Genomic DNA, 25,544 nt, shown 5'->3' on the forward strand with positions numbered 1-25,544 from the left:
GCCGAACTCAACGGCCGCCCACGCAAAACGCTCGGCTGGGAAACCCCAGCCGAGCGCCTGCATAAACTGATCGCGGCTTGATCAACTAACCACGTTTTGCAACGACCCCTAGAAACCGCCCGCGCCGGGGGGCTCCCTTCTGCGCGGGCCTACCATGCAGGGGAGCAACCCCTCGAACGCGGGGCCGACTTGACGATGACCGACGTCGCGGACCGGATCCCGGAGCAATCCCCGCGAGCACGGGGCCGACCCGATGCGCGAAGAGGAGATCGCCCCGGGCCAGGAGCAATCCCCGCGAGCGCGGGGCCGACAGCCGCCTGGCCCGGCACATCAAGATCGGCCGAGAGCAACCCCCGCGAGCGCGGGGCCGACGCGCACTCGCGGTACAGGGCCAGGGCCTGCCGGGAGCAACCCCCGCGAGCGCGGGGCCGACGTGAAACCCCCGTGCACGAAACACTGCATTCGGGAGCAACCCCCGCGAGCGCGGGGCCGACCCGGCGCCGCTGCGGCGGGCCGGGACCGAGGGTGAGCAACCCCCGCGAGCGCGGGGCCGACGGGAGAAGCTCCCGTCAGAAGAAGAACTGACCAGAGCAACCCCCGCGAGCGCGGGGCCGACGGCAGGTCAAGAGGCTGGATCCGCACTGTCTCGGAGCAACCCCCGCGAGCGCGGGGCCGACTTGACGTCGAACTCGATCCGGGTCTCGGAGTAGGAGCAACCCCCGCGAGCGCGGGGCCGACGGCGGTGGTCCCGCTCGCTCACGATCGGGGGGAGAGCAACCCCCGCGAGCGCGGGGCCGACAGCTCCTGGGTCAGGCGCGCGGCCTCGTTCGGGGAGCAACCCCCGCGAGCGCGGGGCCGACGCGGCGGCGGGGACCGCCCACGCGATGGCGGCGGAGCAACCCCCGCGAGCGCGGGGCCGACCTGGCGATCGTGTGCGTCCGGCACGGCTGGACGGAGCAACCCCCGCGAGCGCGGGGCCGACCCGGGGCTGCTATCCCCGTGCCTGGCCCGCTGTGGAGCAACCCCCGCGAGCGCGGGGCCGACCCTGAGACAGCGGACCCGCCAGGGGGAGAAGGAGAGCAACCCCCGCGAGCGCGGGGCCGACCGAAGATGCCGCCCTCGGCGGAGATGACGGCCAGAGCAACCCCCGCGAGCGCGGGGCCGACGGCGGGTTCGGTCTTGTCTGGGGTCAATCGCCGGAGCAACCCCCGCGAGCGCGGGGCCAACCCATAGCTGAGGGTCGCGCCGCCGCCGGCGGGGGAGCAACCCCCGCGAGCGCGGGGCCGACACCTCGTCAATGATTTGCGCCAGCGGCTTCATCGAGCAACCCCCGCGAGCGCGGGGCCGCGGGCCTTGGGGGGAACGGGTGTGTCCTCGCTCAGAGCAACCCCCGCGAGCGCGGGGCCGACGAGATGACCGAGACCAACAGCACCACGGACCTGGAGCAACCCCGCGAGCGCGGGGCCGACGGGCCCGCCAACCTCCCGGTACAGGGCGGCCCAGAGCAACCCCCGCGAGCGCGGGGCCGACCCGAACCCCTCCCCGCCGGAGTCGAGAGCCTCGGAGGAACCCCCGCGAGCGCGGGGCCGACAACCTGGCCGGCTCGGACCGGCGGATCACCCGGGAGGAACCCCCGCGAGCGCGGGGCCGACCCAGCCGTGACCAGGGGGCCCGAGACGCCGATAGAGGAACCCCCGCGAGCGCGGGGCCGACGCCTCGCGCCACGCCCGTGCCCACTGTGGCGAGGAGGAACCCCCGCGAGCGCGGGGCCGACGGCCCACGAGGCCAGCCAGGGCGGTCTGGGAGAGAGGAACCCCCGCGAGCGCGGGGCCGACTGGCACGCGGCGGTCCGTGGCGTGCGGGAGATGGAGGAACCCCCGCGAGCGCGGGGCCGACCAGGGCCTGGCGGGCGATCCACGCCTGCTCCAGGAGGAACCCCCGCGAGCGCGGGGCCGACGAACCCGCCGTGCCGCAGCCGCAGCCGCAGCCCCGCCTCGAGGAACCCCCGCGAGCGCGGGGCCGACTTCTCGGTGAACGGGCGGGTGCTGTCCCAGTCGGAGGAACCCCCGCGAGCGCGGGGCCGACTGGCCGCCGTTCACCGTGCCGCCGATGTTGATGGAGGAATCCCCGCGAGCGCGGGGCCGACGACGCGACAGCCGGCTGTTCGGCCGCGAGATCGGAGGAACCCCCGCGAGCGCGGGGCCGACAGGACGGCGGGTCGGGTGAGTGGCTGGTATCGGGAGGAACCCCCGCGAGCGCGGGGCCGACGCCTCGCGCCACGCCCGTGCCCACTGTGGCGAGGAGGAACCCCCGCGAGCGCGGGGCCGACCAGGAGGGGGACTATCCGGACCCGTACCTGGAGGAGGAACCCCCGCGAGCGCGGGGCCGACTGAACACCGAACCCCGATGGCGTGCAACCCGGGGAGGAACCCCCGCGAGCGCGGGGCCGACGATGCGGGCGGTGGCCCGGGTGACCGACCGCAGGAGGAACCCCCGCGAGCGCGGGGCCGACGGTTCGGTGTCCTCTCGCCACGCGGGGTCGGGGGAGGAACCCCCGCGAGCGCGGGGCCGACAACGGGGCGTGCTTCGCGGGCACCCACGCCGGGGAGGAACCCCCGCGAGCGCGGGGCCGACCGCCCTCTCCAACCACCTTCCCTACCAGCGTAGGAGGAACCCCCGCGAGCGCGGGGCCGACCTGGCCCAGGCTCTGGGGCTACCCGAGGACGAGGAGGAACCCCCGCGAGCGCGGGGCCGACCAGGCGTCGAACGGGCCGACGATCGGCTGGTTGGAGGAACCCCCGCGAGCGCGGGGCCGACCGAACGGCGGGAGGCAGAAGTAGGCGCAGAGCGAGAGGAACCCCCGCGAGCGCGGGGCCGACGCGCTCCTGGCGGTCGGTCAGGCGTGGACGGGGGAGGAACCCCCGCGAGCGCGGGGCCGACCGCTGGGTCCGATCGCCGTCACGTACGCCACGGGAGGAACCCCCGCGAGCGCGGGGCCGACGCCCGGCCACCCAGAAAGGACGAGATCAATGGGAGGAACCCCCGCGAGCGCGGGGCCGACACGAAGGTGGCCCTCATCCGACTCAGGCCATGGGAGGAACCCCCGCGAGCGCGGGGCCGACCTCTCGTATACGAACTCGAAGACATTGTCGGCAGAGGAACCCCCGCGAGCGCGGGGCCGACTGGTGGTCGTTCGCGGACTCCGGGAGCACCAGGGAGGAACCCCCGCGAGCGCGGGGCCGACTGGTCATCTGCGCTCCAGCGGAAGGGGGGCTCAGAGGAACCCCCGCGAGCGCGGGGCCGACCCCCGCCAGGCCTGCCCGACCTGCGGCAGCGAGGAGGAACCCCCGCGAGCGCGGGGCCGACACTTCCTGACCTGCGGTGATCTGCGTCAACTGGCGCCGGTTGATTCAGTTCGATTCGGTTGGCTTCCCATAGCAGACCTCATGCGCCGATCGTTGTCTCTTCGTGAATCCAGGGTGGATTGTCAGTGCCCCGACCTAGGCTCCGAAGCGTACTCGGACATGGAGGTCGAGGCGATGGTCGATGACCGCTGGCAGTGGTACCCGCCTGAGGTAGAGGGCTGGTTGGGTGCCCTGTGGGGCAAGTCTGCCGGGCGGGCCGGAGGGACGGCCAACCTGCTGTTGTCGCACATGCTGGACACCGCTGCCGTGGCGGAGATCGTCTGGGACCGATACCTGCCGCCGGTGACGCAGCGGCGTCTGGACGCCGTCGCGGGCGGGCCGGGCAAGGGGCGACGGCTGTTCGCCTGGCTGTGCGGGATCCATGACTGCGGCAAGGCCACCCCGGTGTTCCAGTGCCTCGACCCCGTTGGCGAGGCCGCGGTCCGCCAGGCGGGCCTGACTTGGGACAAGTACGCGGTGAAGGGGGTGTCCTGGCGGCACGACAAAGCCGGTGCCCGCGTGTTGAGGGCGCTGCTCACCGAAGCGACGTGGTCGAAGGAGCAGGTCGGTTGGGTCTGGCCGCTGGTCGCCGGCCACCACGGTCTGATCCCGACCCTGGGGCAGCTGAGCCCGCCGAAGAGGAACGAGAGGCTGCAGGGAAACAGCCGGCCCTGGAAGCTCGCGCAGTCGGCGCTGGTGGAGGTCTTCTCCCGGGAACTCGGCTACGAGGGCGGGGCGCCGCTTGCCGCCGTCGAACCTCTGGAGGTGCCGAGCCGAGCGGTGCAGCTCCAGCTGGCCGGCTTCGTGGTGATGGCGGACTGGATCGCCAGCGACGAGCGGCACTTCCAGGGAGTGCCGGACCTGGCGGCGGTGACGATGCCGCAGGCGCGGCAGCGGGCTGCGGCAGCGTGGGCGCGGCTCGGCCTGCGCGGTGGGTGGGGAGCGCTGCCGGTACCTGGTCCGGAGGCGTTCCAGGACCGTTTCGGCCACGGGCCCAGGCCTTCGCAGGAGTTGGTCCTCGACGTGGTGCGCCGGATGGGCGGGCCGGGCCTGGTGATCGTCGAGGCGCCGATGGGGGAGGGGAAGACGAAGGCGGCGCTGGCGGCGGCCGAGCTGATGGCCGCGCGGCACGGCGCGGACGGAGTGTTCCTGGGCATGCCGACCCAGGCGACCGCGGACCCGATGTTCACCCAGGTCCGGTCGTGGCTGCGCGAGGTCGGCGACGGCCTGGAGGACCAGGTCGCGCTGCTGCACGGCAAGCGTATGGTCAACAAGCAGTGGCGCGCCCTCCTGGAGGGCACCGGTGAGTGGGGGCAGGACGCCGACTCCTACTTCTCGTCCGTGGGGGAAGACGAGTTCGGGATGTCGACCGACTGCTTCGACGGCTGCCCCGATGGGGAGCGCAGGGTCCCCGCCGAGTGGTTCCTGGGCCGTCGCCGAGGTCTGCTGAGCCCGTTCGCGGTCGGCACCATCGACCAGCTCCTGTACGCCGCGACCCGCACCAAGCACGTGATGCTGCGTACGGCCGGCCTGATGGGCAAGGTCGTGATCCTCGACGAGGTCCATGCCGCCGACGTCTACATGTCGCAGTTCCTGCTGGAGGGCCTGTGGTGGCTCGGGCAGGCCGGCGTGCCGGTGGTGCTGCTCTCGGCGACTCTGCCGCCCGAGCAGCGGCGTGATCTGGCCGCTGCCTACCTGGCCGGCACGCAGTCCGCGGAGGCCCCGGTGGCGCCGGAGCTTCCAGAGCCGCAGGGCTATCCGAGCGTGACGGCGGTCTGGCCGGGGCGGGACGGGCAGCCGGAGTTTCTCGTGGAGAGCACCGAGTCGTGGCGCCACGATCTCCAGGTACGGGTCGAAGTGCTCCACGAGCAGCCGGCGGAGACGGATGCCCGGGCCGCGGACGACGGCGCCGGGCCGGCGGATGCCGCCGTGACCGACTACCTGCGGGAGCGGCTCGCCGACGGCGGATGCGTGCTGATCATCCGCAACACCGTGGCCCGCGCCCAGGCCACGTTCGACGCCCTCCACAAGGAGTACGGCGCCGACGTGCGGCTCCTGCACGCCCGTCTGCACGCAGGCCACCGGGCGGACCGCACCCAGGAGGTGCTGGAACTCCTCGGCCCGCCGAGAGAAGGATCCGACCGCCCCGGCAGGCTGATCGTCGTCGCCACCCAACTCGCGGAGCAGTCCTTCGACGTCGACGCCGACCTGCTGATCACCGACCTCGCGCCCATGGACCTGCTCCTCCAGCGCATCGGCCGCCTCCATCGCCACGACGGCGTCAAGCGCCCCCACGCGCTGTCCCGGCCCACGGTCGTCGTCACCGGCATCGGCCTCGATGACGACAAGGCGCCGTACATCCTGCGGGCCTCCGAGGGGATCTACGGCCGCTACCTCCTGCTGCGCACGGCCGCCGAGGTCGAGCGGGCGGCGACAGCCGGCGGAGGCGTGTGGAGCATCCCCGGCCGGGTGCCGGACCTGGTTGCCCGGGTCTACGGTACTGACGCCCTTGTCCCCGCCTCCTGGACCGAAGCGCAGGACGATGCCCAGCAGGCATGGGAGAAACGGCAGAACGAGCGCCGCGACGCAGCTGGCGAATACCTGCTCACCCGCGCCGGGGAGCACGGCTCGCAGACCCTGGCCGGCCTCCACTACGGAACCCGAAGCAAGCTCACCGAGGGCCAGTTCGAGGCGCTCGTCCGGGACGGGGACCGTAGCGCGGAGGTCGTCCTGGTGCGCCGCCTCGGGGAGGACGACTTCCGTGCAGTGACGGGCCGCAGCCTCGGCCCGAACGGCGAGGTCGCGGCCGAGGTGGTGGACGACGTGCTCTCCGGCACGGTACGCCTTCCCGCCAGGCTGACCGAAGCGGCCGAGCAGGCGCTCGGGCCGCTGTCGGGCTGGCGGGACCATCCCTGGCTGCGCCACAGCCTGGCCCTGGAGCTCGACAGACAGGGCGAAGCGGTCCTCGGTGACTTCCGGCTGCGCTACGACGACCTGCTCGGCCTCGTGGTGAGCGGAGGCAGACCATGGCGGTAGGGGCCGTGTGGGCGCAGCGGACGCAATGCCGCCCCGCCCACACGCCCCCAACCCCGCGAGCGCGGGGCCGACATACGGTCGGCACGAGGCCGGAAACACGGCCAGGAGCCATCCCCGCGTACGAAGTTCGCGAGGCCGATGGGCAATTCAAGCATTCGCACCCCAACGGTCCTCCACCAGTGCCACGATGAAGCAACAACAAGCTAAACAGGGCCAGTTGGGAGATCAGCGCGTGCCTGGGTACAACCTTGTCGACGAACCATGGCTGGCGGTGCGCCCCGTCGTCGGCGGGCCTCCCATGAAGCTGGGGATCGCCGAGGCCCTGGCCCGGGCCCACGAACTGGAGTGCCTCGTCGTTGAGTTCTCCACCCAGCTGCCGGCCGTCCTGCGCCAGGTTCTCTTGCCCGTCGTCGCCCACGCCACCGGAACACCCCGGGACTTCGCGGAGAAAGGCGAACGGCTCACCCGGAAGGGCGGGTTCACGAAGGCAGAGCTGGGCAGCCTCCGGATCTACCTCGACAAGCACCATGCGAAGTTCGACCTCTTCGACCCGGTCGATCCCTTCGCGCAGGTCGCCGGACTGCGGACCGCCAAGGACGAGACGAAGGGCTCCGCCGCCCTGGTGGCGACCGCGGCGAGCGGCAACAACGTCCCGCTGTTCGCCAACCGCAGCGACGCGGACCCGCTCGACCTGACGCCGGCCCAGGCCGCCCACTGGCTCCTGCACGCCCACTGCTGGGACACCGCCGCCATCAAGACCGGCGTCGTCGGTGACGACCAGGTCAAGGCGGGCAAGACCACGGGCAACCCGACCGGCCCGCTCGGCCAGCTCGGCGTCATCGTCCCCATCGGGCGCACCCTGTACGAGACCCTCCTGCTGAACCTCCCCATCACCCCGCCCGAGGTCCTCGGCGTCCCGCAGTGGATGCGCGGCCCGCACGAACCCGCCTGGAAGCCCCGTAAAGCCGAGGGCCTCCTCGATCTGTGGACGTGGCAGGCGCGGCGGATCCGCCTCATCCCGCACCAGGACGAGACCGGTCAGCCGAGGGTTGCGCGGGTGGTCGTCAGTGCCGGTGACCGGCTCACGCCGATGTCCGAGCAAGAGCCGCACACCGCCTGGACGTTCACCGCGCCCGCCAAGAAGTCCGCCGCCGCCCTGCCCGAGCGCAGGCCGCGCCGTCACACCCAGGGCAAGGCCGCCTGGCGCGGCCTGGACGCCCTCCTCGCGCCCACCCGCCAGAACTCCGACGGCGCCTTCGAGACCAGCGTCCTGCTCGACGAGGTCAGCGCCCTGCGGGAGGACGGCCGGCTCCCCGCCGACTACCCGCTGCAGGTCGAGACCTTCGGCATGGTCTACGGCACCCAGTCCGCCATCGTCGAGGACGTCATCCACGACGCCATCCCCCTGCCCCTGCTCGCCCTCCACCAGGACAGCGAGGCCCACCAGCTCCTCCTGGACGTGGCCGAGCAGGCGGAGCAGCTCGCGAAGGCCGTCAACAACCTCTCCGCCGACCTGCGCCGGGCCGCCGGCGCCGACCCCATCCCCTGGGACAAGGGCCAGCGCCCCGGCGACCTCCTCCTGCACACCCTCGACCCCCTGGTGCGCCGCCTGCTCGCCGGCGTCCGCGACGCCGGAGCCGACGACGAGGTCCTGGAGCGGGGCAGGCTCGCCTGGGAGGAAGTCGCCCACCACCGCGCACGGGACGCGGCGAACGAACTCCTGCTGGCTGCCCCGGCCACCACCTTCACGGGCCGCACCATCACCCCGGCAGGCACGTCGGGCACGTCGGGCAAGTCGCAGACCTACAAGCTCGGCACCGCCGGCGCCAACTTCCGGCACCGGCTCGACGAGATCCTTCCCCGGTACGCCGACGCCGTCCGGGAAGCGGCCGCCGCCCGCGCCGCCGGGACCGGACGCGCCCTCGAACCCGATCCCGCCCCTGGAGCGGACCTTGACGACTGAGCACACCACCACCGCCAAGCAGCGCCGGTACTGGGACGAGCACACCGCCCCCGACCACACCTGGCGACTCGACCCCCGCACCAAGCAGCCGCGCCGGCCCCCCGGCGAGGACCTCGCGGCCATGCGCTCCGGCCTGGGCCGCCCCGTCATGGACAGCCCCAAGATGTGGCCGCTCTACAGCTGCGAGGTCAACGACACCCTCGCCCTGCGCGACGAGGTCTCCGACGAGCAGAAGGCCGAGCACGCCGCCCTCGCCCTCTACGGCCTGCACCAGCAGAGCCAGTCCAGGCCGATGCACCGCCGCGGCGTCAAGCTCGGCGAGGCCCTGCGGGCGCTGCGCCGCAGCGGCAAGTTCAGCGAGGAGGCGCTCGACACCCGCGTCGCCCAACTCGCCGGCGCCACCAGTGTCTCCGCGCTGCTGGTCCACCTGCGCGGCCTGGTCACCCAGCTGCGCACCGTCGGACAGCCGCTGGACTACGACCACCTGATGGCCGACATCCAGGCCTGGCACCACACCGACCGGCGCCCGCAGGTCCGCCTCAAGTGGGCCGTCGGCTACCAGGCTTGGAAGGACAGGGCGCCCGCCGACTGATCGCCCGCCGGCCGATCGCACGCCGCTCAATCGCACGCTGACCGATCACCCGCTGACCGGTCACCCGCCGCCTAATCACCCGCCGCCCAATCGCCCGCCGACCTACGCCCGGACCACCACCCTTCGAGGAGCAGCGCATGACCGACCGCCTCTACATCGACGTGCACATCCTGCAGACCGTCCCGCCGGCGAACCTCAACCGGGACGACAACGGCAACCCGAAGGAGGCCTACTTCGGCGGCAAGCGCCGCTCCCGTGTCTCCTCCCAGGCCTGGAAGCGCGCGACCCGCATCCACTTCGCCGAGAGCCGCGACCGGCAGGACCTCGCCACCCGCACCAAGCGGATCGCCGCCCAGCTCGCCAAGGCCATCGCCGAGCGCACCGGCCTCGCCGCCGAGGACGCGCAGCGGATCGCCGACGCGTTGATCAAGTCGACCGGGATCTCCGCGGGCAAGAAGGAGGGCGACACCGCCTACCTGCTCTTCTACGGGCGCCGCCAGCTGGACGCCATCGCCGCCCTGGTCGCCGACACGGCCGCCGACCTCGCCGCCCTCGACGCCAAGGCCCTCGACGAGGCCGTCAAGGCCCTGCCGGTCAAGGAGCAGCTGCAGACGGGCCACCCGGCCGACGTCGCGCTCTTCGGCCGCATGGTCGCCGACATCCCGGGGCTGAACGTGGACGCCGCGACGCAGGTCGCGCACGCGATCTCGACCCACGCCGCCGAGCTCGAGTTCGACTACTACACGGCGGTCGACGACGAGAACGCGGCCGACGAGACGGGCGCCGGCATGATCGGCACCATCGGCTTCAACTCGGCCACGCTCTACCGCTATGCGACCGTCGGCCTGCACCAGCTGCGGGAGAACCTCGGCGACGACAAGGCCACCGTCGACGCCGTCGACCTGTTCGTCGACTCCTTCGCCCGTTCCATGCCGACCGGTTACGGCAACTCCTTCGCCCACCGCACCCGCCCGAGCCTGGTCGCCGTCGTCGTGCGCGCCGACCAGCCGGTGAACCTCGTCTCCGCGTACGAGAACCCGGTCCCGGCGAGCCGGGGCATCGTCGCGGAGTCCGCGCGCCGCCTCGCGGGGGAGTTCGCCACCGCCACCGAGCAGTGGGGCGACACCCCGCTGTACGTCGGCATCTGCCACACCCTCGGCACCGCCGATGCCGACGAGACCGGGCAGCAGTTGGCGGAGGCCTTCGGCGCGAACCGCACCTTCCCCGAGCTGCGCGAGGGCCTGCGCACCGCGCTCATCGAGCGGGTGAACGACAACTGATGCCCGCCGACCCCATCCCCACGACGGTCCCGAAGGACGAGGCGCAGGCGGTCCTCGTGCTGCGCCTGGCCGGGCCGCTCCAGTCCTGGGGCGACCGCAGCGCGTTCAACCGCCGCGACAGCCGGCCCCAGCCGACCAAGTCCGGCGTCGTCGGCCTGCTCGCGGCCGCCGCGGGCCGCCCGCGCGAAGCGGACATCACCGACCTGGTCGGCCTGCGCCTGGGCGTGCGCATCGACCAGCCCGGCACCCTGCTGCGCGACTACCACACCGTCAGCGACTACCGGGGACGGGCGCTGCCGCAGGCCGGGGTGAACGCCAAGGGCCTGCAGAAGCCGACCTCCCCGGCCAAGGACACCCACGTCACCCACCGCTACTACCTCCAGGACGCGGTGTTCGTCGCCGCCGTCCAGGGCCCGGCCGCCCTCGTCGAGACGCTCGCCGAGGCGATCCGCCGCCCCGCCTTCCCACTCGCTCTCGGCCGGCGCTCCTGCGTGCCCACCCAGCCGATCACCCTCGGCGCCGTGCGCGACGGCACCCTGGAGGACGTCCTCGCCGACGAGCCCTGGCAGGCGGGCGACGCGGCCAAGAGCGCCTACCGGCGGCGGGCCGAGCGAGCCGCGGAACCGTTCTCGCCGCACCGGATCGACCTGGCCGCGACCTTCGACGACCCGTCGGGCGACGACACCCTCCAGGACGTCCCGCGCTCCTTCGACCCCCGCGAACGCGGCTTCTCCACCCGACGGATCCGCCACGCCTGGCTCACCGTCCCCACCGGCCTCGCCCCGTCCTCCACGACCGCGCAACCGTCCGCCGCCTCCGCCGGCCACGACCCGTTCGCCCTGCTGGGCTGGTGACCCGATGACCTACCTCTCCCGCGTCCGCATCAACCCGCTGCGCGCCGCCAGCCGCACCCTGCTCGCCAACCCCCGCGCCCTGCACGGCGCCGTGACGGCCGGCATCCCCGACACCGAGCCCGGCGACCGGATCCTGTGGCGCCTGGACGCCGACCACCCGCGCCGCCCGATGCTGCTGGTCCTCACCCCCTCCAAGCCGGACTGGACCCACATCGTCGAACAAGCGGGATGGCCGGACGCCGACGGCGAGCACTACGCGATCCGCGACTACAGCCCGCTGCTCGGCCAACTCGCCGTCGGCCGCGAGTTCGCCTTCCGCCTCAAGGCCAGCCCCGTCCAGAACACCTCCAAGCCCGAGAAGCCCAGCGCTCACCACACCAAGAGCGCCGCCGAACTCCACCACCGCTCCTACCGCTTGGCCCACCGCACCGCCGCCCAGCAGCTCGCCTGGTTCCTGGACCGCACCGAGCGCTGGGGCTTCACCGTCCCCGAGGCCCGCACCGACCACCCGGCACCGGGCCTCGAACCGTCGGACTCCGACGCCCCCGCCGACGCGCGGCCCGCCCGTGAGGTGCGGATCACCGACCGCAGCCGCTGCAGCTTCACCAAACCCGGCACCCGCACCGCGGTCACCCTCACCACCGCCACCTTCGAAGGCCGCCTGCGCATCAGCGACCCCGGCCTCCTGCAGACGGCGCTCCTCGGCGGCATCGGCCCGTCCAAGGCCTACGGCTGCGGCCTGCTCACCCTCGCGCCGCTGCCCGCCGGAGCCCGCTGACCGATGGCCGACATCTGGTGGAAAGCCCACCCCCACGACCTGCACCGCCTCGCCGACCGGGTCTCCAGCGTCTATGTCGAGCGCAGCCACATCGACCGCGACGAGAACGCCGTCGTCGTCATCAACAAGCGCGAGACCGTCCGCGTCCCGGCGGCGATGGTCGCCGTCATGCTCCTCGGCCCGGGCACCCGCATCACCCACGGCGCCGTCAACCTCCTCGCCGACTCCGGCACCACCGTGTGCTGGGTCGGCGAGCAGGGCGTGCGCATGTACGCCGCCGGCCTCGGCCCCAGCCGCGGCGCGGCCCTCCTCAACCGGCAGGCCTGGCTGGTGAGTCGGCCGAAGGAACGCCTGGCCGTCGCACGGACCATGTACCGCATGCGGTTCCCCGGCGAGGACGTCAGCACCGCCACCATGCAGCAACTGCGCGGCCGCGAGGGCGCCCGCATCCGCAAGCTCTACCAGGCCGAAGCCCGCCGAACCGGCGTCCCCTGGAACGGACGGGTCTACAAGGCCGGCGACGCGCACGCCGCGGGCGACGACCTCAACCGCCTCCTGTCGGCGGCCAACGCCGCGCTCTACGGGATCTGCCACGCGGTCATCACCGGCCTGGGCGCCAGCCCCGGGCTCGGCTTCGTCCACACCGGCCTGGCCACCTCGTTCGTCCTCGACATCGCCGACCTCTACAAGGCCGAGTACACGATCCCCCTCGCCTTCGACCTCGCCCAGCAGGGCCACACCGAGGAACGCGACGCCCGCCTCGGACTGCGCGACCGCATCGCCCAGGACAAGCTGCTGGGCCGCATCGTGAACGACGTCAAGACCCTCCTCAGCCCGGAGGGCACCGAGATGCCCGACGTCGAGGTCAACGAACTCTGGGACGAACGCGTCGGTACCGTCCAAGGCGGCGTCAACTGGTCCGGCACCGAAGGCCCGCCGGTCCCCGCCGCCTCCGACCCGGGCATGGGCGACGACCACCTGGCCATCATCGGCCCGGAGTTCACCCAGGACACGAGCAGCCCATGACCGTCATCCTCCTCATCGCCGCCCCTGAAGGCCTCCGCGGCCACCTCACCCGCTGGATGGTCGAAGTCAGCGCCGGCGTCTTCGTCGGCACCCCCAGCCGCCGCATCCGCGACCGCCTCTGGGACCTCCTCGCCACCCGCATCGGCGACGGCCAAGCCGTCCTCGTAGAGCCCGCCACCAACGAACAAGGCTGGACCGTCCGCACCGCAGGCAAGGACCGCTGGAAGCCCGTCGACTTCGACGGACTGATCCTCTCGGCCCGCTCCCGCCGATAGACCCGCAGGTCACGAAGCATCGGCCCCGCACGCGCGGGGATAGCTCCAGGGCCAGCAGCAGGCCGACACCGCCGAGGGCGTCGGCCCCGCACGCGCGGGGATAGCTCCACCCAGACCGTCCAGCCCTTCCCCGTCTACGCGTCGGCCCCGCACGCGCGGGGATAGCTCCACCTCAAGGTGCGCGACCTGTCCGAGCTGACCGTCGGCCCCGCACGCGCGGGGATGGCTCCCTCGCGGGTGGACGACGTGACTACCCGTGTGGGTCGGCCCTGCACGTGCGGGGATGGCTCCCTTGGGTTTAACCTGACGATCACCCTGCCCAAGTCGTCCCCGCACGTGCGGGGATGGCTCCTTCTGCGACTTCACCGGCCGCCGCAGGTAGGGGTCGTCCCCGCACGTGCGGGGATGGCTCCGCACCGCGCTTCCTCTCGGCCCTCCTTCGGGAGGGCCGAGAGGAAGCGGTTTATCATAGTTATGGGCACTATGGCCGAGCTGTCACCAGCCCTCGCCATGCACCTCGACCGCATGGCGATCGTGGCGCACGACCTGCCCGCCTCGACGCGAGTGTGGATCCCCGGCGCGATCGAGCCGCACTGCACGCCGACGGCGAGGACGGGTCGGTAGGCTGCGGATATGCGTTCCGTGGTGTTCGACATCGGTGAGACCTTGACCAGCGACACCAGGTACTGGGGTGATTGGGCCCGGTGGCTCGGCGTCCCCACTCACACGATGTCCGCGCTGGTCGGTTCCGTGCTGGCCGAGGGCCGCGATAACGCCGACGCGATCCGGATCATCAGGCCGGGCGTGGATGTGGCCGCCGAGTGGCGGGACCGGCAGGCGGCCGGGCAGGGGGACTACCTCGACGAGTCCGACCTGTACGCGGACGTCCGTCCGGCGCTGGCCCGACTGCGCGAGGCTGGGCTGTGGGTGGGCATCGCGGGTAACCAGAACTCGGTGGTGTCGGATCTGCTGCGCGGCCTTGACCTGCCGGCGGATGCCATCGCCACCTCTGCCGAGTGGGGCGTTTCCAAGCCCTCGCCGGAGTTCTTCGAGCGGGTGATCGAGTGGGCGCCCGGTGAGCCTGACGGGATCGTGTACGTCGGTGACCACCCGGCGAACGACATCACCCCGGCCCGGGCGGCCGGCCTTCGGACCGCGCACCTTCGCCGCGGTCCGATCGGGCTCACGACCAGTGCGCCTGCCGCAGACTGGACGGTCAACTCGCTGACCGAGCTGGCCGACGCGCTGATCGGCCAGTAGCAGAACCGCCTCGGCGGCGTGCCCGCCGAGGCGATCCGGTCCGGCGCCGGAGGGGTGCCGGTACCGTTCCGAGTGCGACCACGGAACGGAGCCACTCTGTGCCCGAAACCACCACCCTGGGCCTACGGATCGAAACAGCGCGGCACGCAGCGAAATTGACGCGTCGTCAACTGGAAGCGCTGTCCGGCGTCTCGTACAGCACCATCCGCAAGGTCGAGCGCGCCGAACGGTGGCCAGGCGACGGCATCCTGGAGGCACTGGCCCACGTACTCGGCCGCACCCCGGAGGAGCTCCTGGACGGCCCCGGCCGTACCGACAGCAGAGTGCACGCGGCCGTCCCTGCACTGCAGCGCGCGATCGCCGCGTACGACCTGCCAGAGGACGGCTCGGTCCGCCCCCTTCCGGAGCTGGCGGCGGCCGTCGACCGAGCGGTCGAGGACCGGGTGCAGTCGCAGTACGCCCGGCTCGCTGAGGACGTGCCGGGCCTGCTGGCGGAGCTGTTCCGTGCGGTCGATCAGGCACCCGCTGCCGACCGCGTCCAGGCCGCCCGTTGCCTCGCGTTGGCCATTCGGTCAGCGGACGCGGTGGCTTACAAGTACGGGTACCGTGATCTGTCGGCCAGGCTGGTCGAACTGATGCGGTGGGCTGCCGCGCTGGCCGCTGATCCCGCCCTTGAAGCCGCAGCTGCCTACGTTCGCATGGAAACCTTCTTTTCTGCCAACCAGCTCGACCCCGGCCTGCGGTCGCTCAGGGCCGCTATCGATCGGGTGCCACCGCTCAGTACGGAGCCGCTCATGGCTGCCGCAGCGGCCCTGCACATGCGGGCCGCGGTGGTGGCCGGCCGCATGCGGCGGCCCGACGATGCCCGGGAGCACCTGAGGGATGCCGAGGCGCTGGCCTCCCGGGTGAGGGAGCAGCTGTACGACGGCACCGCCGTGGGCCCGGACAGCCTGGAGATCCACCGCCTGGCGGTGGCGGTGGAGTTGGGTGAGCCGGGTGATCTGCGGGAGGCAGTGGATGCCGCGACACGGTGGGCGCCGCCGTGGGACCTGCCTGCCGAGCGCCGCTCTCACTACTACATCGACCTCGGAAGGGCCCAGGTACAGCTGGGCCGACCGCGGCACGCTGCCGACAGCCTCCTGGTGGCCCGGCAGATTGCGCCGCAGCACGTCCGAGAGCATGGGCAGGTACGGACCGAGCTGGCGACGATGGTCCGGCTGACTCGCGGACGCGATGCCCGGGTGATGGCGCTGGCCCGGTGGGCGCGGGCCGTGTAGGGAGCCGGGGTGCCACAGGTTGTGGCACTTCTGGGGGCAGTGGCCGGGGATCGTGGTCCGTGTGACAGGGACACCGAACGAGATCGCTGTGGACCCGGCCACGATCAGCCCTGCACGTCTCCATGGCGAGGCGTGCGTACGGTGCGGCTCCCCTGAGCCGCCGCTGATCGCGGCCGGTCACGTCTACACCCCGACCAGTGCTACCTCGGCTCCGCTCGGCTGGGCCGTAGTTGCGCACCTGAGCTGCATGGAGGAGCAGTGACCTTCCACCTGCCCACCGTTCAGCCCGCAGCCGCTCGTCGTCCGCCCCGCGCGGCGCCCCCGAGCGACGCGGACGCGACCTGGGCCCGGATGCGGCGAGACGAGCACCGGTCCGTCGCCGGCGGCTGCCCCCGCTGCGACGTGCCGTGGCCGTGCCCCGCCGCCGCGGACGCGCGGGAGCGCATGATGGAGGACCAGTGACGGAGCAGACACAGAGCCAGGTCGACACCCAAGCCCCGGCCGACCCTGGCGAACGGGTGTGCGGTCACTGCCGCACCTGCGGCCGGTACGGCCTCGGTACCTACGACGGGCAACTCGGCGCGAGCCTCTACGACTGGATCGCCGACCACGTCGGGTGCCTGAAGCGAGACACGGAGGCGAAGTGGTGACCGGCGACGCGGATGCGTCCTCTGCCTGGATCACCGCAGAACTCGACCAGGCCCGGGCCGTACGGAGGGACGGGCGGCGGACCCTGGACTTGGGGGGCAACGTTCCCGTCCACGCCGGTCAGGAGCTCTGGCTCCGAGCGGTTGCCGCAGCCATGGTGATCAACGAGGACAACGAGTGAGCGCCGTCGGTGGGATGCCTGGCGGGGCACAGGATGAGTGGGGGTTGTGCACTGGCTGCTGGACATGGGTCAGGGGCCCGGTCCTGAGGGATATCACGGCGTACACCTCCGAGGTGGCCCACTGCCAGCCGGACGCCTCCCCTGATCCGAGTGGTGGGACCGTACCCACGACGGTGTCGAGGGGTGCCACGATGTCGGCCTCCCGTGTGAGGGGATGACTTCCTCTACGAGACGCCAGTACGCGCGGAAGGCTCCCTCACACCCGGCACCGTCACGGGTGCGTACAGGAGGTCTGCCGTCACTGCCCGCAGGGCCGGCCAGCGGACCTCCTCCGGGGCGACCTGTTCGGTGAACGTCAAGGCTGCGACCGTGCGGCGGTGGTCGCCGAGGTGGTGTCACATGCGCGCGCAGTCCCTGCCGTACCGGGCTCGGCGCTCTGGTGTCGGCAGCCGCCCCGGGGCGATCCGTGCCGCGTACGGGACACCTCCATCCGGGGTGCCCACAGAGTGCGTCATGAGTGCAGCCCTGCCCGACCGCCCCGAGAAGCAGAACCCGGACCAGGGCACCCTGCAGCCCGGTAACCTGCCGCACGGCGACCAGCCCGGTGTGCGGGTCGGGCGCCATTTACCAGACCATGGACGGCCGGTGGGCTGCACCCAGTGCGGCTCGACCTGAGCCTGAGCGAGCAGGAGGGCGGCAGCATGCCGATCTGCGCCGAGTGCTGCACAGCGGATGCAGTCATCGAGGACCTGGACGTGGACCCCCCTCGGCCGTGGTGCCTGGGGTGCGCCACCGCCCTGGTCGCCGCAGGTGACCCGGTGATCAACTACCGCTCCCTGACAGCCTCGGCAGCCGACTACTCGCGTACCCTGACCGCCCGCAGCACCGCGGTACTGCCGTTCGGGTAGCTGCCGACCGACCACACGACGAACGCGTCCCCGCCCGGCCGACGGCGGGCGGGGGCAGGGTAGTTCAGAGGCGGAGCACAGCGAGGATAGCCGCCAGCGCGGCCAGCAGCCCCGAGGCGATCCCGACGACGCTGCACCCGTTGCGATCGGCCTACCGCACTTCGTCGGCCACAGCCCGGGCTCGACCAGGCGCCGCTCGTGGTCGGCGAGCGTGGGGCCGACGGCGGCCACGACAACGGCGTCTTCGTCCTCTAGGAGCAACCCGCGCGAGCGCGGGGCCGACTCGGACGGCGGCGGGTTCGGCGGGGGCGGCGTCGAGCAACCCCCGCGAGTGCGGGGCCGACGATCTGGAGAAGTCTGCCGGGTCCACCGACCAGGAGTAACCCCCGCGAGCGCGGGGCCGACACCATCAAAGCCGACATGATCACGATCCCTCAGGAGCAACCCCCGCGAGCGCGGGGCCGACGACGCGCAGCACGGTGTCGTCCTCGCCGTCCGGGAGCAACCCCCGCGAGCGCGGGGCCGACTGCCCGCCGACGTCCGGGCGGACGGCGCCCGCAGAGCAACCCCCGCGAGCGCGGGGCCGACTCCGGCCCCGGCCCGCTGGTGCACATCGAGCAGGAGCAACCCCCGCGAGCGCGGGGCCGACCCGGTCGTGGGCACCTGCGGCCCGCCGTCCGCGGAGCAACCCCCGCGAGCGCGGGGCCGACACGGCCGAGCGAAACATGGCGAACGTGGCCAGGGAGCAACCCCCGCGAGCGCGGGTCCGACCCCGGAGCGCGCCGAGACCACGGTGGCGATGGCGAGCAACCCCCGCGAGCGCGGGGCCGACATCAGCATCCCACCGGGCGCGCCGACGCTCCGGGAGTAACCCCCGCGAGCGCGGGGCCGACCGGGCCGCGCGGGTCGTGGATCAGGTGCACTGGGAGCAACCCCCGCGAGCGCGGGGCCGACCACTCGTCCGCCTTCGGAATGGGGAGCCAGCGGGAGCAACCCCCGCGAGCGCGGGGCCGACGGAGGCTGAAGCGCCAGTTCGTCTCGGACTGGGGAGCAACCCCCGCGAGCGCGGGGCCGACATCCGCGGCGTCGAGCACGCGGGCCGCTTGGAGGAGTAACCCCCGCGAGCGCGGGGCCGACAGCCCCGACGACGTCGAGCGGCTGCGGACCGGGGAGCAACCCCCGCGAGCGCGGGGCCGACGTACGGCGAGTCGTTGCGGTAGCCGTCGGGCCAGAGCAACCCCCGCGAGCGCGGGGCCGACCAAGGGGGTGAAGGTGAGCGAGAGCAGGTAGCGGAGCAACCCCCGCGAGCGCGGGGCCGACATCGCGGCGGCCGGCGGTGTCGCCGCCGCGCTGGAGCAACCCCCGCGAGCGCGGGGCCGACGAGAAGGTCGAGTTCGTCACCGACCGCGACCTGGAGCAACCCCCGCGAGCGCGGGGCCGACGCGCCGGAGTCGCGGAGCCAGGCCGTCAGGGTGGAGCAACCCCCGCGAGCGCGGGGCCGACTTGGGGTGGTGGCGGGGTCGATGGCTGGGCTGGGAGCAACCCCCGCGAGCGCGGGGCCGACGTCGGTGGGGCGGGCCGGGCCGGTTGGGGATGGGAGCAACCCCCGCGAGCGCGGGGCCGACGCTTGCTGACCTGCGGTGATTCGCTTCAGCGAGCGCTATTTGATTCAGTTCGATTCGGTTGGCTATCCATAGTAGAGCTCATGGGTTGTTGGTGGTGGAGCCGGCTGGCTTTGTGGTGATGGTGGACTGGATGGCAAGTGGCGAGCGGGACTTCGCAGGCGGGCTGACGCTGACCAGGGGCACGGTGGAGGTTCCCGGGTCGAAGACGCTTGGGGACGGCGGGGTGAGGAGGTGCCCCGGTGTGCGGTACAACCGCGCGCCGGGGCACCTCTGGGCTGTCCAAGTGGTGTGACAAGCCGGTTAGTTGTCCACGTCGTAGGCCACGGTGACCGGGGCGTGGTCGGACCACCGCTCGGCGTGGGTGTCGGCGCGTTCGACGCGGGCGTCGGTGGCGCGGGCTGCCAGCGTGGGGGTGGTGACCTGGAGGTCGATGCGCCAGCCGGAGTCGTTGTCGAAGGCGCGGCCGCGGTAGGACCACCAGGAGTAGGGGCCGGTGCGGTCGGGGTGGAGGGCGCGGACGACGTCGACGTAGCCGGCCTCGTCGTAGACGCTGGAGAGCCAGGCGCGTTCTTCGGGGAGGAAGCCGGCGGACTTCTGGTTGGCCTTCCAGTTCTTGAGGTCCTCGGGGCGGTGGGCGATGTTCCAGTCGCCGCAGACGACGACCTCGCGGCCGTCGGCGGCGGCGCGGGCGCGCAGGGCGGTGAGGTGGACGAGGAATTCCGCCATGAAGCGTTCCTTCTCCTCCTGGCGCTCGGTGCCGACTTCGCCGGAGGGGAGGTAGAGGCTGGCGATGGTCAGGCCGGGCAGGTCGATCTCGACGTACCTGCCCGAATTGTCGAATTCGTCCGAGCCGAATCCGATCGCCGTGCGCTGCGGCTCCGCGCGGGAGAGGACGGCGACGCCGGCCCGGCCCTTGGTGGCGGCGGGGGCCCAGACGGCGTGCCAGCCGTCCAGGTCGCGCAGTTCGACGGGTAGCTGCTCGGGTTCGGAGCGCACCTCCTGGAGGCAGACCACGTCCGCCTCGGTGCCGGCCAGCCATTCGACGAAGCCCTTCCTGGCCGCCGCCCGGATTCCGTTCACGTTCACACTCGTCACCACGATCACCCGAGCAGCCTACCGACTGGGCGTTCCCGGCCCGAACCGTGACGCGCGGGGTCGGCCGGGTCCCGCCGGAGAGTGTCGACGGTGGTGACAGCGGCTGACAGGAGCTGTCGTGAACGCGGCATGAAGATGTGCGGCAGTCCCATCGAGCCCCGCCATTGGTCTTGACCATCTCCGGACGGAGCACCTAGGGTCACTTACTGCAAGGACCTTTAATAAAGAAGGACGGATAAAGGCCCGCTCTCCCACCTGCCGCGACTGCGGACAGTGGGCTCGGGATCCGCCCTCCTTGTCGCAGGGCGGACAAACTCACGGGTGGAGGACGCGGTGGGGACGACAGGACAGCTTTCGGCGGTGCCGGAGCCGAAGTACTGGCACCTGCGCACGGTGCTGCTGCGGGCCATCGACTCGGAGTTCTCCACCGGTCAGGTGCTGCCCAACGAGCGCGAGCTCTCGGCCCGCTTCGGCGTCGCCCGGGCCACGCTGCGTCAGGCGCTCGACCAGCTGGAGCTGGAGGGCCGCCTGGTGCGCCGCCGGGGGATCGGCACCCTGATCGCCGCCCCGCGGGTCGGCGTCCCGGTCAACCGGCAGGAGGAGGGCTGGCCCGGCACCGCGCGCAACCAGGCCTGGCGGACGGTCGACTGCACCACCGCCCCCGCCTCCGCGCAGCTGGCGAAGGGCCTCGGCATCGTTGAGGGCGCCACCGTGCACACCGTGCGCCGGGTCCGCCTGGTGGAGGGCCGCGCGGTGGCCAGCGAGTCGCTGCACGTCCCGGCCGCCGCGCTGCCGCACCTGCCGGGCTTCCGCGCCGAGAGCGACCGCGCCCGTTCGGTGCTGCGCCAGCTGGAGCGCCTGGAGGTGGACGGCGAGTCCCGCTCGGTCGAGCTGGGTGTCGCCGAGGCCGAGCAGGCCGCCCTGCTGGAGCGCCCGCCGGGCGCGCCCGTCCTGGTCATGACCACCCAGTACGCCTCGGCCGGCCGGCTGGTGGCGCTGGCGGTGGCCACCTATCGGGCGGACACCTGCAAGCTGACCTTCGGCGAGGCCGGACTCGTGGAGGTCACCCCGGTCGGTGCGACGGCCGAGGTCCGTACCGCCTCCTGACGCACCACCCGTGAATCCCTGAACCCCTGAACCCCTGAACCATTTTCCGGAAACCCTCAGGTCGAGGCCCGGGCGCCAACTGGCGTCCGGGCCTTTGCCGTTGGGGCGCTGCCGTAAACCGGGCCGGGTCGCCTGGTAGCGTCCGCGTGGCAGTGGCACAGCCGCGCAACGGATGAGGACGGGGGGCGACCGGTGAACGCGCTCCTCGCATCGTGGGCGAGGTCGGAGGTGCTGGCCTTCGACTGCCTGTTCCGGGCGGACGGCACGGCCCGGGAGGCGGAGATCGACGGGCCGGAGCACCTCCGGCTGGAGCTGGGCGGGCCGGTGGACGTGGCGGCCCTGGTGGCCGATCCGCCGTGGGACGCGGGCAGCGTCGAGGTCATCGACGAGGTCGAACTGCCGGACGGGCTGGGCTACGTGGTCCACGGTGACAGCGGCCTCGGGCACCTTGGCTTCATCGGTTGGCTCGGACCGGTCCGCGGACTGCGGTGGCTCCTGACCACGTCGACCGGCAACCCGTTCGTCGGGGCGTCCGTCGACTGGCCGTTGGCGCACTTCGTCAACGACTGGGGCAGCAGGCTCACCCTCGACCTGACCGAACCGGACTTCGCGCTCTGAGGTGACCCCCGCTCCTTGAGCGCGGCGTCAGGCCCGGGGCGGGTCGACGGCGAAGAGCTGCTCCTCGACGTGGTCGAGGGCGACGCGCAGGGCGCCCATCGCCACGACCTCCGAGCCGAGGGCCGCCAGGGCGACCTCGGGGGCGCGCAGGGTGAACTGGGCCAGGCGTTCGCGCAGCGGGTCCAGGACGCCGTCGAGGCCGGCCGCCCAGCCGCCGATGACCACCAGCTGGGGGTCGATGGCCAGGACGAGTGCGGCGACGCCCTGGACGAGGCGGGTGAGGAAGCGGTCCATGGCGACCTTGGCGACCTCGTCGCCCTCCCGGGCCAGCCGCAGTACGCGGGCCACGGCGGCCTCGTCCAGCGGGTTGAGGGGCTTTCCGGTGGTGGACAGCAGGCGCTCGGGGGTGACCTCCTGGCCGAGCAGGTGCAGGGCGCCGATCTCGCCGGCCGCGCCGCCGAAGCCGCGGTGCAGCCGGCCGCCGATGAGGGAGCCGGCGCCCGGGCTGAGGCCGGCCATCACGAAGACGACGTCGTCGGCGCCGACCGCCGATCCCTGCCAGTGCTCGGCGATGGCGGCCAGGTTGGCGTCGTTCTCGATCAGGACCGGGCAGCGGAACGAGCGCCGCAGCTTGGCGCCGAGGTCGAGACCGGTCCAGCCGGGCATCGCGGTGCCCAGTTGGACGGTGCCCTCGCGGTCGACGATGCCGGGGGTGCCGATGCCGACCGCCCACAGGTTGTCGCGGGAGATGCCGGCCTTGCGCAGCACCTCGGCGACGGCGGTGCGGACGGCGGCGAGCCGGTCCTCGGCGTCGAGGGTCTCGTCCACCGGCTTGAAGTGACTGCCCACCACCTCGCCGGTGAGGTCGGCGAGGATGACCCGGATGTCGTGCACGCCGATCTCGATGCCGAGGATGTGCCCGGCCTCGGCGCGGAATCGGAACCAGCGGGCGGGGCGGCCGCGGCGGCCGGTGCCCGGCTGGCCGTCCTCCCTCGGCTGCTCGACCTCGGCGACCAGTCCGGTCTCGACCAGGCCCTCGATCACGCCCTCGACCGTCGGGCGGGAGAGCCCGGTCTCGCCGACGAGCTGAGTGAGGGTCACGGAGTGGCCGTTCCGCAGCGCCCGAAGCGTGACCGCCGCGTTGATCCGCCGCAGCAGCGAGGAGTCTCCTCCGGTGAGCCGATCCGCCAATGCGATGCCCTTCGCCGTTCGCGCGACTGCCCTGGCGCGCGGTGTCGAGTGCGCGGTGCCCACCGAATGGCCCGCGGGGGTGCGCCCCCGGAGAACGCGGCAGGGCGGCAGGGGGCCGCCTGCGCGAGGGCCGGAGGACAAGCGGAGCCTACCCGGGGACGGGCCCGGGCGGCGAGGATCTCCGCAGCTCATCCAGGCTTCGGTATCGAAATGGTACGGATCGGGTGGCGGTGCGTGATCCGGACTTCACCGCCCGGCCACGGCGGGCCGGTAGGGGAGCCGCCGGGACAGCACCGACCGGAGGGAACGTTCCGACAGCAGCGGGCCGAGGCCGCGCCGGGAGCCGGCCGACAGGACGCCGAGGGTCGAGCAGGCCGAGCCGATCGAGCCGAGGGAGAGGACGGAGCCGATCGAGCCGATGGACAACACCGACCCGATCGAGCCGATGGATAACACCGACCCGATCGAGCCGGTCGACAGCACCGACCCGATCGAGTCGATCGACCGGAAGGACACGATCGAGCGGAGGGAACCGATGGAGCCGACGGACCCGCGGGCGGGCCGGGCCGGACGCGCGGAAGTGGTCATGACTTTTGAGCGTAGCCAGCCACACCCCCGCCCGCCCGTCAGTCCACCCGGGCCGCGAACAGCCGCTGCCCCAGCAGCCCCATCGGGTGTCCGTCCTCCGGCAGGGTCAGCACCGTCGGGCAGCCCGCGGCGGTGAGCGCCGCCCGCCACTGCTCGGCCGGGCGGGCGGTGAGGCCGTGGGCGTCGCCGGTGATCAGCAGGTCGAGCTGTTCGGTGGTGGGGGTGAGCAGCAGGAGCCGGCCGCCGGGGGCGAGCAGCCGGACCAGCGCCGGGACGTCCCGCACCGGTTCCACCGCCGGCCCGCCCGCGCCCGCCACCGCGCCCGCCACCGCCGCCCCGCCCGCGCTCGCGATGACGACGTCGTAGCGCCCGCCGTCGGGGGCCGAGTGGTGCTCGGTGTGCGGCCGGGGCCGGGTGGCGAGGGCGCGGGCGACGGCGGGCTCGCCGCCCTCCGCGTCCAGTTCGAGGACGCGCAGCGGCCCGGGGCCCTGGTGGGCCTCGGCGGTGCCGCGCACCAGCGCGCCGAGGGCGGCGCCGAGGAAGCCGCGGGAGGCGGCCCAGCGGACGGGGGAGGCGTCCGGCCGGGGGGCCTCCTGGCCGGTGATCAGCCGGGGCAGCCGCAGGGCGGCGCGCCGGACCCGGTCCAGGGCGGCGGCCGGGCCGAGCCCGTCGGCCCAGGTCTCGGCGGCGGGGCGCCAGGCCTCCCGGACCTCGGCGGCGTCCGGCCCGGGCCGGCCGTGGAAGACCGGGCCCTGGGCTCCGCCGTCGTGCCGGGTGAGCAGGCCGTGCCGGGCGAGTGCGTCCAGCCAGCGGACGACCCGGGGGCGTTGGGCGGGGGTGACCATGGCGGCGGCGAGGACCTCGGCCTCGGGGTAGCCGCGGGCGGGGTCGGTGAGCACGCCGTTCTGCTGGAGGGTGTGCAGGAGGGCGGCGAGTACGGCCCGGTCGAGCTGGGCGCCGAAGTCGTGGACCTGCTCGGCGGTGACGCCGATGCCGTACTTCCAGGCGGCGGCCGAGGCGTTGGCGGCGTCGGCGCGCAGTCGGCGGTCGGCGGCCTCGGCGTTGCTGTCCGGGGCGCGGACGTGGGCGAGGACGGCGCCGAGCGCGTCGACGGCGGCGTACACGTCCTCCTGCCGGGGCTCGGGGCCGACGTGCAGGACCAGGCGCAGCGCGGCGAGGTCGTGGGCGGCGAGCCCGGGCTGTCCGCTGAGCCGCCAGAGCAGGGCGGAGGGCAGGCTGAGGTGGGTGGCCCGGGCGGTGGCGACGGCTTCGAGCTGCTGCTCGGGCCGCTGGTCGGGGTCGCCGCAGTGGACGGTGCCGCCGGCCAGCAGGGTGGCGAGGGCGAGGTCGACGGCGAGGTCGGTGACGGGGTGCAGCACGGTGTGCCGGATCGGGGGTGCGCCGAGGACACCGGCCCAGTAGCGCAGCCGCTGTTCGGCGGCCCGGGCGGCGGAGGGCGGCAGGGCGGCGTGCTCGGCTATGCGGCGGGCGAGGGCCTGGGGGAGTCCGCCGGGCGGGGAGACGCCGAGCAGCAGGCCGATGCCGCTGATCGCGCGCCCGTCGGCGACGACGGCGGGTCGGTCGCCGAGTTCGCGCAGCGCGCTGACCAGGGCGGGAGTCGTGGGCACGGTGATCACTCCGGGGTGCGGGACAGAAACCGCACTACTGAACCATGGGGGCGGGGCGGTGAAGGGCGGAAGCAAGTCAAACTTCTGTAATGATTTTCATATCGGCTAGCCAAGCTCTCGACACGAAGTCGCCGCGAAGCGGTTGGAACTTCACATTCCGGAAGGTCCGCGCGATCCCTTGACAGGTGGTTCGGGTACTGGATCAATGGA

Annotated in this window: 19 protein-coding genes and 2 CRISPR repeat arrays; of the genes, 15 read left to right on the top strand and 4 right to left on the bottom strand. The window is 73.1% G+C overall.

The window, feature by feature from the left end; translation table 11 throughout:
* Positions 1–222 precede the first annotated feature (222 nt).
* Positions 223–3,366: a CRISPR direct-repeat array (repeat unit 28 nt; unit sequence GAGGAACCCCCGCGAGCGCGGGGCCGAC).
* 173 nt (positions 3,367–3,539) lie between these two features.
* From cas3 to ACWDD9_RS15715, 13 genes are all read left to right on the top strand, one after another.
* Positions 3,540–6,440, top strand: coding sequence for a CRISPR-associated helicase Cas3' (cas3, locus tag ACWDD9_RS15655; protein ID WP_449811814.1), 2,901 nt, complete (start codon positions 3,540–3,542; stop codon positions 6,438–6,440).
* A 232-nt stretch (positions 6,441–6,672) separates the two neighbouring features.
* On the top strand, positions 6,673–8,403 hold the full coding sequence (casA, locus tag ACWDD9_RS15660; RefSeq protein WP_449811815.1) for a type I-E CRISPR-associated protein Cse1/CasA: 1,731 nt from the start codon (positions 6,673–6,675) through the stop codon (positions 8,401–8,403).
* Positions 8,393–8,995 carry a type I-E CRISPR-associated protein Cse2/CasB gene (casB, locus tag ACWDD9_RS15665; RefSeq protein WP_449811816.1) on the top strand — a complete coding sequence of 201 codons (603 nt, stop codon included), beginning with the start codon at positions 8,393–8,395 and terminating at the stop codon, positions 8,993–8,995. Before casA ends, casB begins: the two co-directional genes overlap by 11 nt.
* A gap of 137 nt (positions 8,996–9,132) precedes the next feature.
* On the top strand, positions 9,133–10,275 hold the full coding sequence (gene cas7e / locus ACWDD9_RS15670; protein WP_074006009.1) for a type I-E CRISPR-associated protein Cas7/Cse4/CasC: 1,143 nt from the start codon (positions 9,133–9,135) through the stop codon (positions 10,273–10,275).
* Positions 10,275–11,129, top strand: a complete 855-nt coding sequence (cas5e, locus tag ACWDD9_RS15675) for a type I-E CRISPR-associated protein Cas5/CasD (protein WP_449811817.1) — start codon at positions 10,275–10,277, stop codon at positions 11,127–11,129. Before cas7e ends, cas5e begins: the two co-directional genes overlap by 1 nt.
* A 4-nt stretch (positions 11,130–11,133) precedes the next feature.
* On the top strand, positions 11,134–11,907 hold the full coding sequence (cas6e, locus tag ACWDD9_RS15680; protein WP_449811818.1) for a type I-E CRISPR-associated protein Cas6/Cse3/CasE: 774 nt from the start codon (positions 11,134–11,136) through the stop codon (positions 11,905–11,907).
* Positions 11,908–11,910: 3 nt separating this feature from the next.
* Positions 11,911–12,933: a type I-E CRISPR-associated endonuclease Cas1e gene (cas1e, locus tag ACWDD9_RS15685; protein WP_449811819.1), complete on the top strand. Its 1,023-nt coding sequence runs from the start codon at positions 11,911–11,913 to the stop codon at positions 12,931–12,933.
* Positions 12,930–13,208, top strand: a complete 279-nt coding sequence (gene cas2e, locus ACWDD9_RS15690) for a type I-E CRISPR-associated endoribonuclease Cas2e (RefSeq protein ID WP_117486717.1) — start codon at positions 12,930–12,932, stop codon at positions 13,206–13,208. The genes cas1e and cas2e overlap by 4 nt, the downstream gene beginning before the upstream one ends.
* 474 nt (positions 13,209–13,682) lie before the next feature.
* Positions 13,683–13,832 carry a hypothetical protein gene (locus ACWDD9_RS15695; RefSeq protein ID WP_387823831.1) on the top strand — a complete coding sequence of 50 codons (150 nt, stop codon included), beginning with the start codon at positions 13,683–13,685 and terminating at the stop codon, positions 13,830–13,832.
* A 9-nt stretch (positions 13,833–13,841) separates the two neighbouring features.
* A complete protein-coding gene (locus tag ACWDD9_RS15700; RefSeq protein WP_449811820.1) occupies positions 13,842–14,468 on the top strand; it encodes an HAD family hydrolase in 627 nt (208 codons plus the stop codon).
* A gap of 98 nt (positions 14,469–14,566) precedes the next feature.
* Complete coding sequence (locus tag ACWDD9_RS15705; protein WP_449811821.1) at positions 14,567–15,745, top strand: helix-turn-helix domain-containing protein; 1,179 nt, start codon at positions 14,567–14,569, stop codon at positions 15,743–15,745.
* A 458-nt stretch (positions 15,746–16,203) separates the two neighbouring features.
* Positions 16,204–16,395 carry a hypothetical protein gene (locus ACWDD9_RS15710; protein ID WP_387823840.1) on the top strand — a complete coding sequence of 64 codons (192 nt, stop codon included), beginning with the start codon at positions 16,204–16,206 and terminating at the stop codon, positions 16,393–16,395.
* Positions 16,396–17,233: 838 nt separating this feature from the next.
* Positions 17,234–17,482, top strand: a complete 249-nt coding sequence (locus ACWDD9_RS15715) for a hypothetical protein (protein ID WP_449811822.1) — start codon at positions 17,234–17,236, stop codon at positions 17,480–17,482.
* Between the two features lie 255 nt (positions 17,483–17,737).
* A CRISPR array of direct repeats spans positions 17,738–19,107; the repeat unit is 28 nt; unit sequence GAGCAACCCCCGCGAGCGCGGGGCCGAC.
* Between the two features lie 300 nt (positions 19,108–19,407).
* Here ACWDD9_RS15715 and ACWDD9_RS15720 read toward each other — a convergent pair.
* Entirely contained in the window at positions 19,408–20,211 is an 804-nt protein-coding gene (locus tag ACWDD9_RS15720; protein WP_449811823.1) for an exodeoxyribonuclease III, read from the bottom strand.
* A gap of 324 nt (positions 20,212–20,535) precedes the next feature.
* Here ACWDD9_RS15720 and ACWDD9_RS15725 point away from each other — a divergent pair, with 324 nt between their 5' ends.
* Entirely contained in the window at positions 20,536–21,309 is a 774-nt protein-coding gene (locus ACWDD9_RS15725; RefSeq protein WP_049649342.1) for a GntR family transcriptional regulator, read from the top strand.
* Between the two features lie 192 nt (positions 21,310–21,501).
* Positions 21,502–21,927, top strand: a complete 426-nt coding sequence (locus tag ACWDD9_RS15730; protein WP_449811824.1) for a hypothetical protein — start codon at positions 21,502–21,504, stop codon at positions 21,925–21,927.
* Between the two features lie 27 nt (positions 21,928–21,954).
* On the opposite strand, the gene ACWDD9_RS15735 is transcribed toward ACWDD9_RS15730, so the two are convergent.
* The 3 genes from ACWDD9_RS15735 to ACWDD9_RS15745 form a co-directional block, all read right to left on the bottom strand.
* Complete coding sequence (locus ACWDD9_RS15735; RefSeq protein WP_049649337.1) at positions 21,955–23,118, bottom strand: ROK family protein; 1,164 nt, start codon at positions 23,116–23,118, stop codon at positions 21,955–21,957.
* A gap of 246 nt (positions 23,119–23,364) precedes the next feature.
* Complete coding sequence (locus ACWDD9_RS15740) at positions 23,365–23,706, bottom strand: hypothetical protein (protein WP_449811825.1); 342 nt, start codon at positions 23,704–23,706, stop codon at positions 23,365–23,367.
* Between the two features lie 38 nt (positions 23,707–23,744).
* Positions 23,745–25,334: a hypothetical protein gene (locus ACWDD9_RS15745; RefSeq protein WP_449811826.1), complete on the bottom strand. Its 1,590-nt coding sequence runs from the start codon at positions 25,332–25,334 to the stop codon at positions 23,745–23,747.
* Positions 25,335–25,544: the final 210 nt, after the last annotated feature.

Source organism: Kitasatospora sp. NPDC001119 (assembly GCF_053598475.1).